Genomic DNA, 14,092 nt, shown 5'->3' with positions numbered 1-14,092 from the left:
CTTAATTTAAGGAAAAACCACTATGAGCGAGCTAGTTCTATTTACCAATGCAATGTCCCGCGGCAATACCGTTGATTTACTATTAAAAATGATGGACGTTCCCTATAAGCGCATTGAATTAGCTTATGGTGCAGAGATGCACACCAAGGAATACCTTGCCATTAATCCAATGGCAAAAGTACCTGCTTTAGTTGATGGTGATGTGGTTGTTACTGAGTGCGCGGCGATTTGTCTTTATTTAGCCGATAAGTTTATTGAAAAGGGTTTTGCCCCCACACTTAATAGCCCTGAGCGTGGTGCTTATTACCGCTGGTTTTTATTCACGGCAGGTCCGATTGAATCTGCGTTTACCGTCCTTGATTTAGGTGTGGAATTAACAGAAGAACAGCAAAAATCGTCAGGCTTTGGTAGCGTTGAACGCACTTTAGCGACGCTAGATGTCTGCCTCGCCAGTGCCAAACCGTATATTTGCGGTGAAACATTAACCGCAGTGGATGTGTATGTGGGCTGCTTTGTGATGTTTTTAATCAAATATTGCGGATATACCGCAACACCGCCGATGCAAACCTATATGGATAGCCTAGCAACACACCCAGAGATTGCTACGCTGCTAGCGATGTAGTACCTATTATCATCACCGTGAAATGCAAAAAGGCGCAGAATTAACCTGCGCCTTTTTAATTTCTCGCTAAAGAGAGCTAAACGATGCTTAACGCATTGTCACAAACTCTTCCGCAGCAGTCGGGTGGATTGCAACAGTGTTGTCGAAATCTTTCTTGGTTGCGCCCATTTTGAGAGCGACCGCGAAGCCTTGCAGCATTTCATCCATACCAAAACCGATACCGTGGATGCCGACAATTTTCTCTTCTTTACCCACACATACCAGCTTCATGCGGCATGGTTGGCGATGAGAAGTGACTGCGGTATACATCGCGGTAAATGAAGATTTATAGCATTTCACTGCATCTGCACCATATTTTTCAATGGCTTCTGGCTCAGTTAAACCCACTGTACCAATTGGCGGATGGCTGAATACAACCGTTGGCACGTTGGTGTAATCTAAATGTTCGTCAGGTTTGTTGTTAAACAAGCGCTCAGATAGACGGCGACCCGCAGCAACGGCGACTGGCGTTAATTCTACCGCGCCGGTGTTATCGCCCACCGCGTAAACGCCAGCCACATTGGTATTCTGATATTTATCGACTTTAATATAGCCTTTCGCATTTAGCTCAACGCCTGCCGCTTCAATATTCAGGTTATCCGTCATTGGCTCACGACCGATTGCCCAAATCAGCACATCAACAGTTTGCTCGTGACCATTTTCTAATTTCAGTGTCAGTGATCCGTCTGCATTTTTGACCACTTCTTTCGGAATGGATTCTGTGTGCAGCGTTGGGCCTTCTGCGTTCATCACTTCCACTAACGTTTCAACGATAAGCGGGTCAAACGCACGCAGTGGAGCATGTTTACGCACAAACAGGTGGGCTTCGCTACCTAAACCATTCAGTACGCCAGCCAGTTCAACGGCAATGTAGCCCGCACCGACAACAGCAACACGCTTAGGCAGTGCTTCCAGTTCAAAGAAACCGTCAGAAGTCATGCCATATTCCGCACCTGGGATAGCTGGGATCACCGGGCGACCACCCGTTGCGATCAAAATATGATCCGCGGTGTAAATCTCGCCATTCACTTCAACGGTATGTGCATCAACAAAACGAGCAAAACCTTTGATCACATCGACTTTGTTATTGCCAAGTACGCGATCGTAAGATTGGTGGATACGGTCGATATAAGCAGTACGGCTCTCAATTAATTTCTTCCAGTTGAAATCATTGATAGTGGTATCGAAACCATAGTCTGGACCATAGGCGCGAATAGCTTCAGAAATTTGCGCTGCATGCCACATCACTTTTTTCGGTACACAACCGACGTTAACACAAGTGCCGCCTAACTCTTTAGCTTCAATCAGGGCACACTTTTGTCCGTACATTGCCGCACGGTTCATTGACGCAATACCGCCGCTACCGCCGCCAATTGCAATATAGTCGTAATGTTTGCTCATAACTTGGTGATTCCCATTTGTTGAATTACGAATACGTTAATATTCTCTTATTATGCTATGTAAACATAAACATTTAAGATAGCTATTGCCTGTTACTGCAATAGCTAGAGTCTATTATTACTCAAGTACAATTTACTCAGGTACAATCCACTCAACTAATGTATGCCCAGTGCCTTCTGGCACCAGTGTTTTATGTAACCATGGCAGGACATTTTTCATCTGCTGCTCAAGTTTCCAAGGCGGGTTAATGACAATCATACCGGATGCGGTCATGCCGCGTTGGTCGCTGTCAGGGCGTACCGCTAATTCAATTTGCAGAATTTTACGGATACCCGTAGCTTCTAGCTGGTTCACCATACGTTTGATTTGTTGGCGTAGAACCACTGGATACCAAATCGCATAAGTGCCTGTTGCGAAACGTTTATAACCTTCAACAACGCCTTTTACGACCGCTTCATAGTCTGATTTCATCTCATAAGGTGGATCCATCAGCATAAAACCACGGCGGCTTTGCGGAGGTAATTTCGATTTTAACTGCTGATAACCATCTTCGCGGGCAACTTGTGCACGCTCATCGCGAGAAAATTCAGTACGCAATAATGGATAATCACTTGGATGTAACTCGGTTAAAATCAGTTTATCGTGCTCACGCAGTAAATGTTTCGCTAATAGTGGTGATCCCGGGTAATAACGTAAGCGACCATTTTCATTTAAACGGCGCACAACTTGCATATAGGGCAGTAGTTCCTCAGGTAAGTCCGGTTGCTCCCAAACTCGTGCAATCCCTTCGAGATACTCCCCTGTCTTTTCTGAATGTTCGCTGGTTAATTGATAACGACCCGCGCCGGAATGGGTATCCAGATACAGAAATGGTTTCTCTTTTTCTTTAAGAGATTCAATGATCAGGCTTTGTACCGTATGTTTGAGAACATCCGCATGGTTGCCTGCGTGAAAGCTATGACGATAACTTAACATGTCGCGTTTATTTCCTGAGGAATTCAGCAGTCACTTTTGTGAATGCTGTTAATAGAATCTGTACAGAAGGTCTGTTGAATGAAAAATAGACCAAATAATTTCTTTCGCGCCATTATAGCTAAAATTTGATGGGATTGTCATAGTGACAAAACATGACAAAATTGCACATGACCTTTCCTTAGCAAAAAGTTATCCTAAGCAAAATTAAAAACCACAACAGGGGAAACCAATGAAACGAGTATTTATAATATCTTCCATTTTAGCGTTATTTTTAGTGAATAATTCTGCAATGGCAGGTAATTCATCCCAAGGATGTGAAATCAAAAAACAAAAAATTGAAACTCAGCTCAAATATGCCAAAGCACACGGCAATACTTACCGCGTAAATGGCTTAGAGCGAGCGCTCGAGAACGTTAATCGCTACTGTACCTCTGATTCTCTGTATCGCGATAGCCAGCAGAAAATTGCTGAAAAACAGAAAAAAGTCGCTGAGCGTGAAGCTGAATTGCAAGAATCTGTTCAAAAAGGTGACCCTGAAAAAATCGCTAAACATAAGCGTAAGGTCGCCGAAGCAAAGGCTGAACTTAAAGAAGCTCAAGACCTCTCCGACATCTACAAAGATACCCTTTAATAAAAATTCAATTTTAATCAAATAGTTAATTTCTATTCTTTATCTCACCCTATGCCTAATTTTGGATAAATAAAGGCATAGGGTGAAATTATCAACAAACTTAGGCTATAGTATAAAAGAATATAGAATGGTGAATTATAAGAATATTTTGATTAAGCAGTGAAAAGGGGAACGCATGTCAGACATGCAAGATGAGCAACAAAAAGAGACCAACAAATTAAAATCCACTCTAAACAAAAGCCTAGACGGTAGTAAAAAAGCCTTAACGTTCTCAATGAGAGTGGTCGATTTTGTTTGTGCAATTCCATTTATTGCGCATTTAATCCGCACTGCCCAACGTTTTACCGATAGAATGGGTAACCAGTTTGGCGCCGCAATTACCTATTTCTCGTTTTTATCCCTGATCCCTGTACTGATGTTTAGCTTCGCTGCGGCGGGTTTCGTGTTAGCCAGCAATCCTGAATTACTTGAGAAGCTCATTCGTGGCATTTCTGCCAACATTACTGATCCCACACTCGCAAATACCCTTGAACAAACCATTGATACGGCTATCCGCCAGCGTACCACCGTGGGGTTAACTGGTTTAGCACTAGCGGTCTATTCTGGCGTTAACTGGGTAAATAACTTGCGCTTAGCGATTTTAGCGCAATCTCGCACCATTTGGGAACGAAACGAATCAGAACAAGAAAATATCATTTTTCGCTATGTTCGGGACTTTTTCGCGCTAATAGGTTTGCTAATCGCGTTAATTGTCACTATTACACTGACCTCCGTAGCTGGCTCTGCTCAAGCAACCATTGTCAGTACGCTTGGCCTAGACAGCATTGAGTGGCTTAAGCCCGTTTGGACACTGATTGGCTTAGCAATTTCCATTACCGCCAACTTCTTATTATTTTTGTGGATTTTCTGGATTTTACCACGCATGCAGCACCGTCGCCGCTCACTGCTGAAAGGCACCTTGCTCGCCGCGATTGGATTTGAAATCATCAAATCTATCATGACATGGATTTTACCAACCTTAGCCTCTTCACCATCGGGAGCAGCTTTTGGTTCAGTATTGGGGTTAATGGCATTTTTCTATTTCTTTGCCCGACTCACACTCTTTTGCGCTGCGTGGATTGCCACGGATGAGCCGAAGGGGGGTGCACAAGACGTTCTCACTTCCTAATATCAATCATAGGGGAATGGTAGGTTTATCATTCCCCTCACTCATTTATTCCATCTCTTTAATGAGCGTCGCCATTAAATCTTTTGTGCTCATTTCACGGACTTTTGCCACATTTTGTCCCGCCCAATGGGCGGCAAATTCATCACTGCCGGAATGAGTTGCCGCGGCATTCAGCTGCTTACCCACATCATAAGCGATGGGATAATCTGGCAATTTACTTTCATCATACTGCTGCCCCGCTTGCATAAACTGGTTGAAAATACCTCGGGCAGGCCGCCCTGAGATAGCCGCAGTTAAATAAGTATTATCCGTAGTTTGGCTTTTCAGTTTACGACGATATCCTTCATTTGCCGCAGATTCTGGGCATAACAGAAAGGCGGTTCCTAATTGTGCGGCAGAAGCACCATGAGCAAGAGCTTGCTTGATATCCGCACCATCCATGATCCCCCCTGTCGCAATAATCGGTAATTGCGTGTGTTTAGCAAGTAGCGCAACCAGCTGATTTGTTCTCAGTTCTTCATCTTTTAATTGCACATCAAACATGCCACGATGGCCACCAGCTTCTATTCCTTGCGCCACAATTGCATCAATGCCTGCTTGTTCAATTAATTGGGCTTCATGTAAGTTTGTCGCCGTCGCCATCGTAAAAATACCTTTTTCTTTCAAAGCATTGATAACTTCACAAGACGGCACATTGAAGTGGAAACTCACGACTGCGGGTTTCATTTCTAAAAATAGTTCCAACATGGCTGGGTTATCTAAAAATGAGAGATAAATTTCATCCAATTGCTCTGGGGCTTGATGGTTAAACTGCTGAAATTTAGGCTGTAAATGTGCCAACCAAGCCTGTTCGTTCTGGCTATTGCGTTGTGGTGTCGTATGGCAAAACACATTCACATTAAATGGTTTGTTTGTTAGTGCTTGAGTGGCTGCAATCATTGACCTAGCTTGATCTACCGAGCTGGCGCCCAGTGCTAAGGAGCCCAATCCGCCCGCCTCACAAACGGCGGCGACCAACGCAGGTGTTGAAACTACCGCCATAGGCGCTTGAATAATAGGATAACGTAGGTTTAGGCGATGCAGTAATACATTGGAATGGCTCATACTTTCCTTACCTTTTTATGCTTATGCGATAGATGAATGGCATGTTAATAAATTGCATATAATATGTATCTTTATCATTCTATCCCAATATTTACTCAATGAACCTAACTGTTTTTCGGAATGTGATAACAGCCGCATTTCTCATTACTATCATAAAATTAGCAAACTAAACGCATTTTAAGCGTGTATGTTATAGCGACAAACAGCCGAAGATACAGTGAGCCCACGCTTAAGGAAGCCGACAATGCTAATCTCTCAATTGGAAAATCTATCTTGTGGTGTCGTCGTTTATTACCATAATCAGCCACAAAACTGCGTTGGCACATTCTGTGCGCGAGGTAGCGATCTTGCGGGGAAACGATTAACTGTCGATACGCCTTTGCGCATTGCGAGTAACACTAAACCCTTTACTGCAGCGGCGATTTTACGCTTGGCTGAGATGGGCAAGCTGTTTGTAGATGACAGTATTTCTCATTATATTTCACCAAAATACAATCAATTACTCTCACCAAAATACGACACCGATGCGATTACGATCCGTCACCTACTCAACCACAGTAGTGGGCTATTGGATCATGCCAACGAGGAATACCTCAAAGACGTTTTAAAACGTCCTGATTATCAATGGACACGTTCAGAGCAAATTGAGTTATATATTCAGCAAGATCACCCCTTTTTCCGCCCCTCCGAAGCTTTTATCTATTCTGATACGGGCTATATTCTGCTTGGGAATATTATTGAGCGAATGACGGGACAAGCACTGGGAGAAGCTGTCCGAGAACTCTTGAAGTTTAATGAAATTGGCTTGCAGACCGCCTACTGGGAAACATTTGAACTCCCTGCTACAACGGAACCTCGTGCAAAACAGTACCTCGGAAAACTCGATTGCTCCGACATGGATCCTTCAATGGATGTGTATGGCGGTGGTGGCTTAGTGATGTCCTCGAAACAAATGGCACAGTTCTTTGAAGCCCTATTTAGCGGTAAGATTTTTACCAAATCGGAAACCCTAGACACCATGTTAAGTGCAGGCTCCCATGAAGGGGCGCAAGGCTATCGGCAAGGGATCATGGTCAATGAGGTCAACGGTATGACACTCTATTCCCATTTAGGCTTTTGGGGTTCCGTTGCGTACTACTCACCGGCAACTCAAACCAGTGCTGCGGGGTTTGTGGATAATCGAGATTCACGGAACGAACTGATTAACGCGATTGAAGCATTGTTGACGTCTAAATAAAGCGCCATCAACACAAAAAAATAACCCTCATCAGTGAGGGCTATTTTTATTCAGTTGATCACTAACGGGTCAATGGTGCTGGAATCGGTAACGCTGGTGCAGGCCCGCCCTCTTGAGGCTCTGCGACTGCTGGAGATTCTGGCGCCGGCTCCACAACCGCAGGTAATTTAGGCCATAACACTTGCGTGAATTTCTGGCGAATTTGCTCTGCATCCATGGTCTGTTTTTCTTTCGGCTGTGCTAAGACAATCGCCGCTTCTTGAGACAGTAAACGACGCGCTTCCATATTTACTTGTTCAAGATTTTGAGTTCCTAAGAACGCTTGTCTGAGTAATTGATACTGCTCAGGTGCGATATCCACGACGCCATTTTGTTGTGAAATCAAACGCTGGCTAATTAACACATCGGTACTGGTACGCGCATATGCCGCAAACAGTTGTGATAATTGAACTTGCTTCTCTTTCATCATGTCATTGAACAGCTCTGGGTCAATACCATTTTGTTTGATTGCCGCCAGCTCATTCAACGCCACGTCTGCCACTGCTGCCATTTTTTCTGGTGGTGCAGAAATCGCTAACGTACAGCTCGCTTTTTGATACTGAACACGACAATCTAAGCCCGGCGTCACACCCTCTTCCGCAAACTTTTGTTTAAAGGACTTCTGTAATGAGCGGTAAATGGCTTCTCGAGCGAGGTCACTTCCCCAATAACGCAGCAACACGTTGGAATCTTTGATTGGCAACCAATCGATATCCCAAATTAGCGAGAGGGTATCTTGCGTTGATTTGTCTTGAAGGATATCAATTGCCTGAGGCTTCACTGACGATAAAACAGCAACTGAAACAGGCTCAGAACGCTTACCTTCTAACGATGAAAACGCTTGAGTGATACTGTCAGATAACATGCGAGAATCCACATGCCCCGCGACATATAATGTCATGACATCAGGTGTGTACCATTTTTGATAGAACGAATTCACACTGGCTAAATCGACTTTACCGTTTGGCTTCTGCCCTGGATCATAACCTAGCATCGCCGACCCATTGAGACGAGCACGCCAAACAGGGTCGTTGGCATTGACTGGTAAGGTAGCCACTGGAATATTGGGAACAGTTAACCCACTCTGTAATGAATTCTCAGTATATTGCGCCCCAGCCACAGATGTTGCCAACCAACTTAATGCTTGTTTCACCAAATCAGGGCGGTTGTTAGGCAGACTTAAACTATAAATTGTGTAGTCGTAAGAAACGACGGCTGGAGGTAACGGCATATCAGGGTCGGTTGCCTGACGCCAAAAATTTTGCAATGTAGCAGCAGGAAAAGCTTCAGATTGATGGAATAGCGCCATTCGGGGGATCAGATAACTGTACCCTTTTTCACTGGCTTTTTCAGATAACGAACCTGTTTTAATGGCTAACCGAAGTTGGATCCGATCATTTGGACGCTGTGGTGTTTGTAATAACTGCCAATTAAAGCCATTCTCGAGCTTTCCTTGCTGCCATGCTGGATCGGGTTGTAAAGGTTCAGCACTAGCAAAACCAGTGACTGATAAAAGTACCACGCCGATGATATATCGCACTTTCAAACCCTGCATGTAGACCCCTATGTTCTTTATATCCTTGTATTTAACCGTAAACAGCAACAGAAAAATTAACGAAAAACGCTAATTGACTCGGTTAAGCGATATAGTTTGGCTTCATCAAAAATTTGATTATCACTATACCCGAAAAAAACATCGCTGCATGTTATTGAGATAATTGGGCAGCGCTCAATACGCTAAGTCGCTAAGTTGATCACTAAAATGCATGTTAAACATCACCATTTATTTGCTGATATTTCGCATTTTGGATACGACAGATAGTGAGTAAGTCGCCCGAATCTTGCTGCTAACAATATGATAGGTATGTGTAATGATATTAGACCACAAACCTTATAACATGTTCATGGCTTAATCTGAATTTTGTTGTTTTATTTGACGATTATAACCTTTCGCCAATAACCCTATCTCATCATCTTGATGATATTGAGAAACTTCCAAATGGTCGACGTACTGATTTACTTGCAACTCCCCCGCCATTTTACGCAGTGGGCGTACAATCATGCGGCTCACACACCACGTCATCGCAATGGAGATAATCAGCGCTAGCAGCAAATACGTTGTCGTTAGCAACGCAAAGGTGTTGAGTGCAAAACGGTAAACCCGGTTAGAATCCACTTGTAACGTCAAATAACCTTGAGGTTTCGCTTGTGGCGCTACCGTACCATAGGCATACAATGGAACAGTCATCTCAACCGGAATACCAATAAGCGGTAAAGACCATTCTGGGATCGGTTTCGGCGTGGCAAAGCTTAAATTCATTACCGTCGCATTATCCACCGTAACAATGGCTTTTCCCATAATCCCCGAGGTTTTCAGGCTCACAAGTAGCCTTTTGGCTTCGTTTAAATCAGAGCTAAGTAGTGAGTCCGTCAATGGTTTTTGGACTTGAACTACGGCATTGCTCAGTTGATTTAAATAATCTTGTTTGCGCTGTTCTAAGAGGTAAGTAAATTGAATGGACAAAAAAAGTGCAAGAAAAAGCAACGTAATCACAAAGAATACGACCATGCTCTTAAACGTGAGTGAACGTTGGACACGAGTGTTCATTTCCCACAACCTTCCTAATCAAGCTGCTTTTTAAAGAAAAAAATCGGACAAACAGTATACTTGATTTTCTGTATAAAGGTGCAGCTTTAAAAAAGAAAGATCACTTATTTAAGATAAGCTCCAAATTAACCGCTAAAGTGAGTAGATACAGCATAAAGAAACGGCAGAAAGTTTGCTTTTCTGCCGTTTAAAGTAATTAATTTGCGACTATTACCTGCTTTTCGTCTTCATCAACGGCAAAACAAGCGACTAACTGCTCACGGTAATTTTTCAATGCAGGCTGAGATTGCGTGCAAGGACCAAAAGCGCGTCGACAACGTGCTGCAAACGCACACCCCGGAGGCGGATTCATTGGGCTCGGTAATTCTCCCGTTAATTTGATGCGCTCACGGCGTTGGTCAGGGTTCAAACGTGGCGTCGCAGAAAGTAGCGCTTGAGTGTATGGATGCTGAGGATTGTTAAAAATCTGCTCTTTAGTCCCCTTTTCCACACAACGCCCCAAATACATCACCATCACTTCATCCGCGATATGCTCTACCACCGATAAATCGTGGGAGATGAACACATAGGAAAGCCCCAATTCTTGCTGTAAATCCATCATCAGGTTCAATACCTGAGCACGTACGGACACATCCAACGCCGATACTGGCTCATCCGCCACAACCACATCAGGGTCTAACATCAACCCACGAGCGATAGCGATACGTTGACGTTGCCCACCAGAAAACATGTGCGGATAACGGCTATAATGCTCTGTTTTCAAACCCACTTTTGCCATCATGGATAACACTTTTTCTTTACGCTGCTCTTTCGATAGCGAAGTGTTAATCAATAAAGGCTCTTCCAAAATTTGCCCGACTTTTTTACGCGGGTTCAGCGAACCATATGGGTTTTGGAAGACAATTTGGATTTTTTGGCGACGTAGTTTCTCTGCTGCTTTATCAGCAATCAGTAAGTTTTGGTCACGATAATACAGCTCACCGTCCGATGGTTGCTCAATCATTGTTAATAAGCGCCCAAGCGTGGATTTTCCACAACCTGACTCCCCAACCACCGCCAATGTTTTCCCTTTTTCTAACTCAAAAGAGACACCATCAAGCGCTTTGAGTGTTTTCTCCTTCGAGAAGACCCCGCCTTTCACGGAATAGTATTTTTTCAAGTCCACCGCTTTTAATAACGGCATTCCTTTAGCTTGTTGCTCACTCATAGCGTTGGTCTCCCCATATCATCCAGTGGCATGTGACATTTCACCTGACGGTCACCAATGGTTTGTAACGCAGGCTCCTCTTGGCGACAACGATCCGTTGCATACGGGCAACGCGGGTTGAGTAAGCATCCTTCAGGGCGGTCATATTTACCGGGTACAACACCCGGCAAAGAAGCTAAACGCGATTTGTTGCTAGCAAACTCAGGCAATGCGCGCAGCAATGCTTGGGTATAGGGGTGTCTCGGATGTTTAAAAATATCCTTCGCTTTCGCAGACTCGACCACTTGCCCTGCATACATCACGATAATATGGTGTGCGGCTTCTGACACTAACGCTAAGTCATGGGTAATCAGTACTAGCGCCATATTTTCTTGTTGTTGTAATTCCAACAATAATTCAATGATTTGTGCTTGAATGGTCACATCAAGCGCCGTAGTGGGTTCATCGGCGATCAACAACTTTGGACGACAAGCAATCGCCATCGCAATCATAATTCGCTGACTCATCCCGCCAGATAACTGGTGAGGATATACATCAAGGCGTGACTGCGGATCAGGAATTCCCACCATGTTTAGCAGGTCAATGGCCCGCTGTTTACGGGTGCTTCTATTGCCCCCTTGGTGTACTTTTAACGCTTCCATGATCTGATAACCGACCGTAAAGCATGGGTTCAAACTGGTCATCGGATCTTGGAAAATCATTGCCACATCTGCGCCGACAATTTGGCGACGCTCTTTTTCAGGAATCGACAATAAATCGCGTCCATCAAACTGCAACGATTTCGCCATCACTTTGCCGGGGTAATCAATTAACCCCATAATCGCCAGTGAACTAACTGATTTACCGGAACCTGATTCGCCTACGATCCCCACCACTTGCCCTTTCTCAACTTGGTAGCTGATGCGGTCAACGGCGCGAAACGGTGTCCCTTCGTCACCAAAGTGAACGGAGAGTTCTTCTACATTTAACAATGCCATTAGATTACCTCATCACTGCTTGAGTTTTGGATCAAAGGCGTCACGTAAACCATCACCCATCAGGTTAAACGCTAATACCGTTAATAAAATTGCTAATCCTGGGAACGTTACGACCCACCATGCGCTTTGTGCAAACTGCAACACATCAGACAACATAGTTCCCCATTCTGGTGTTGGTGGCTGTGCCCCCATTCCCAGAAAACCCAGTGCAGCCATATCTAAGATGGCGTTCGAGAAGCCTAAAGATGCCTGTACAATCAATGGTGCCAGACAGTTAGGTAAAATATTGACGAACATTTGACGCAACGCCCCTGCTCCCGCCACTCTCGAGGCAGTCACATAGTCACGATTCACTTCCACGAGAACCGCGGCTCGCGTCAAACGAATATAGTGCGGTAATGCCACAAAGGTTAACGCTATCGAGGCATTGACAATCGAAGGTCCGAAAATTGCCACCAAGACCAATGCGAGTAATAAACTTGGCAGAGCCAACATAATGTCGACGATACGCATAATCAGCGCATCCACTACGCCGCCAAAATAGCCCGCAATCACCCCAATAGTGACCCCCATAATTAGGGATAACACCACCACGAGACAGCCCACTAATAACGAAAGCCTTGCTCCGTACATTAGGCGAGATAATAAATCGCGCCCGACATCATCCGTACCAAGAATAAACTCCCATGAGCCACCTTCTTCCCAGACTGGCGGCATCAGTAACGCCTGACGGAATTGCTCATCAGGAGCATGAGGCGCTAATACACCCGCAAGGATAGCAATTAATACCATCAAGATGATGTAGAACATACCAACAACAGCGCCTTTGTTGCGCTTAAAGTAATGCCAGAATTCTTGTAAGGGTGTCATCGGCTTCGGGGCGCTGACAGCTTTCGACTCAGTTGTTTGAGACATGTTTGCGCTCCTTATTTCTTATGACGAATACGTGGGTTAACAATGCCATACAGCACATCAACCACTAAGTTAACGAAGATAATCAACGTTGCGACAAGTAAGACGCCACCTTGAACCACTGGGTAATCTCGACGTTGTAATCCTTCAATTAACCAACGACCTAATCCCGGCCATGAAAAAATAGTTTCCGTCAAAATTGCACCGGCGAGCATCACACCGACCTGCAAACCAATGACCGTGACAACCGGCAGTAATGCGTTACGCAGGGCGTGAATTAAAATCACGCGAGCACGGCTAACACCTTTGGCTCTCGCCGTACGAATATAGTCTCCCCCTAATACTTCCAGCATCGCCGAGCGAGTCATACGCACAATCACAGCCAGTGGAATGGTTCCGAGTACAATGGATGGCAAAATTAAGTGCTCCACTGCATCTTTGAAGTCTCCCGCTTCCCCCCAAATTAGGGTATCAATCAGCATAAAGCCCGTGAGCGGATTCGAGTCATCAAGGAAAACTGTGTCGCTTACCCTTCCCGCAACAGGAGTGAGATCCCACTGAACAGAGACCAGCATGATCAACATGATCCCCCACCAGAAGATCGGCATAGAGTAGCCTGTTAATGAAACCCCGATCGCAGTGTGATCGAAAATCGAACCACGTTTAACTGCCGCTAAAACCCCGACAGGGATCCCAACAGAAACCGCAAAAATCATGGCGCAAGTGGCTAGTTCTACGGTGGCTAAAAAGCGAGGTAAAAATTCTTCCCAAACGCCAATGCGGCTTTTTAAGGAGATCCCTAAATCACCATGCATTATGCCGTTCAGGTAATGGAGGTATTGTTTCCAAAGTGGCTGGTCAAGTCCTAATTCAGCCATTAAGTATGCGTGTCTTTCTGGAGATAATCCGCGTTCACCCGCCATAATCATGACTGGGTCGCCTGGGATCATGTGAACGAAAGCAAAAGTAAGTAGCGTGATACCGATAAAGGTGGGGATCACGAGCCCGAATCGTCGGAGGATAAATTGCAGCATATCCTGAGTCTCTTTAATAATGCCGTCGACGGCTCTTAGTCCGCTTGGCTGGTCAGAAAAACAACGTTTTCATCTGCTCACAAATAACTAAATTTATCTGCATCTTCTGAACGTCAGAGGAGAAAACGCCCTCCGCTG

General features: G+C 44.7%; 13 protein-coding genes. 4 read left to right on the top strand and 9 right to left on the bottom strand.

Annotation, left to right across the window (positions count from 1 at the left end):
* Positions 1 to 22 precede the first annotated feature (22 nt).
* Entirely contained in the window at positions 23 to 622 is a 600-nt protein-coding gene (locus GKR61_RS09060) for a glutathione S-transferase family protein (RefSeq protein ID WP_154599882.1), read from the top strand.
* 87 nt (positions 623 to 709) lie between these two features.
* Here GKR61_RS09060 and gorA read toward each other — a convergent pair whose 3' ends face one another.
* Both gorA and GKR61_RS09050 read right to left on the bottom strand, forming a co-directional pair.
* Positions 710 to 2,062 (bottom strand): glutathione-disulfide reductase, encoded by a 1,353-nt coding sequence (gene gorA / locus GKR61_RS09055; RefSeq protein WP_154599881.1) that lies wholly within the window; start codon positions 2,060 to 2,062, stop codon positions 710 to 712.
* 132 nt (positions 2,063 to 2,194) lie between these two features.
* A complete protein-coding gene (locus GKR61_RS09050) occupies positions 2,195 to 3,037 on the bottom strand; it encodes a 23S rRNA (adenine(2030)-N(6))-methyltransferase RlmJ (protein WP_036948638.1) in 843 nt (280 codons plus the stop codon).
* 229 nt (positions 3,038 to 3,266) lie between these two features.
* Between GKR61_RS09050 and GKR61_RS09045 the strand changes: the two genes are divergently transcribed.
* Both GKR61_RS09045 and yhjD read left to right on the top strand, forming a co-directional pair.
* The gene (locus GKR61_RS09045) at positions 3,267 to 3,668 is read left to right on the top strand and encodes a DUF1090 domain-containing protein (protein WP_036948636.1); all 402 of its coding nucleotides are present in this window, start codon (positions 3,267 to 3,269) and stop codon (positions 3,666 to 3,668) included.
* A gap of 175 nt (positions 3,669 to 3,843) precedes the next feature.
* The gene (gene yhjD, locus GKR61_RS09040; RefSeq protein WP_148444782.1) at positions 3,844 to 4,836 is read left to right on the top strand and encodes an inner membrane protein YhjD; all 993 of its coding nucleotides are present in this window, start codon (positions 3,844 to 3,846) and stop codon (positions 4,834 to 4,836) included.
* 45 nt (positions 4,837 to 4,881) lie between these two features.
* On the opposite strand, the gene GKR61_RS09035 is transcribed toward yhjD, so the two are convergent.
* Complete coding sequence (locus GKR61_RS09035; RefSeq protein ID WP_154599880.1) at positions 4,882 to 5,940, bottom strand: NAD(P)H-dependent flavin oxidoreductase; 1,059 nt, start codon at positions 5,938 to 5,940, stop codon at positions 4,882 to 4,884.
* Between the two features lie 244 nt (positions 5,941 to 6,184).
* Here GKR61_RS09035 and GKR61_RS09030 point away from each other — a divergent pair, with 244 nt between their 5' ends.
* The gene (locus GKR61_RS09030; protein WP_154599879.1) at positions 6,185 to 7,177 is read left to right on the top strand and encodes a serine hydrolase domain-containing protein; all 993 of its coding nucleotides are present in this window, start codon (positions 6,185 to 6,187) and stop codon (positions 7,175 to 7,177) included.
* A 61-nt stretch (positions 7,178 to 7,238) separates the two neighbouring features.
* Here the strand turns inward: GKR61_RS09030 and GKR61_RS09025 are convergent, their stop codons facing one another.
* The 6 genes from GKR61_RS09025 to dppB form a co-directional block, all read right to left on the bottom strand.
* Entirely contained in the window at positions 7,239 to 8,771 is a 1,533-nt protein-coding gene (locus tag GKR61_RS09025; RefSeq protein WP_108478737.1) for a M16 family metallopeptidase, read from the bottom strand.
* Between the two features lie 354 nt (positions 8,772 to 9,125).
* Positions 9,126 to 9,824 carry a HAMP domain-containing protein gene (locus tag GKR61_RS09020; protein WP_154599878.1) on the bottom strand — a complete coding sequence of 233 codons (699 nt, stop codon included), beginning with the start codon at positions 9,822 to 9,824 and terminating at the stop codon, positions 9,126 to 9,128.
* A 196-nt stretch (positions 9,825 to 10,020) separates the two neighbouring features.
* Positions 10,021 to 11,031 carry a dipeptide ABC transporter ATP-binding subunit DppF gene (gene dppF, locus GKR61_RS09015; RefSeq protein WP_036948621.1) on the bottom strand — a complete coding sequence of 337 codons (1,011 nt, stop codon included), beginning with the start codon at positions 11,029 to 11,031 and terminating at the stop codon, positions 10,021 to 10,023.
* Entirely contained in the window at positions 11,028 to 12,008 is a 981-nt protein-coding gene (gene dppD / locus GKR61_RS09010; RefSeq protein ID WP_036948618.1) for a dipeptide ABC transporter ATP-binding protein, read from the bottom strand. The genes dppF and dppD overlap by 4 nt, the downstream gene beginning before the upstream one ends.
* 12 nt (positions 12,009 to 12,020) lie before the next feature.
* Positions 12,021 to 12,923 carry a dipeptide ABC transporter permease DppC gene (dppC, locus tag GKR61_RS09005; protein ID WP_154639738.1) on the bottom strand — a complete coding sequence of 301 codons (903 nt, stop codon included), beginning with the start codon at positions 12,921 to 12,923 and terminating at the stop codon, positions 12,021 to 12,023.
* An 11-nt stretch (positions 12,924 to 12,934) separates the two neighbouring features.
* Positions 12,935 to 13,954, bottom strand: coding sequence for a dipeptide ABC transporter permease DppB (dppB, locus tag GKR61_RS09000; protein ID WP_154639737.1), 1,020 nt, complete (start codon positions 13,952 to 13,954; stop codon positions 12,935 to 12,937).
* Between the last annotated feature and the right edge of the window lie 138 nt (positions 13,955 to 14,092).

This window comes from Providencia sp. wls1916 (assembly GCF_009706585.1).
Taxonomy (GTDB): domain Bacteria; phylum Pseudomonadota; class Gammaproteobacteria; order Enterobacterales; family Enterobacteriaceae; genus Providencia; species Providencia lanzhouensis.
Note: the sequence above shows the minus strand (reverse complement) of the source record. Positions and strands in the feature narration are given on the sequence as shown.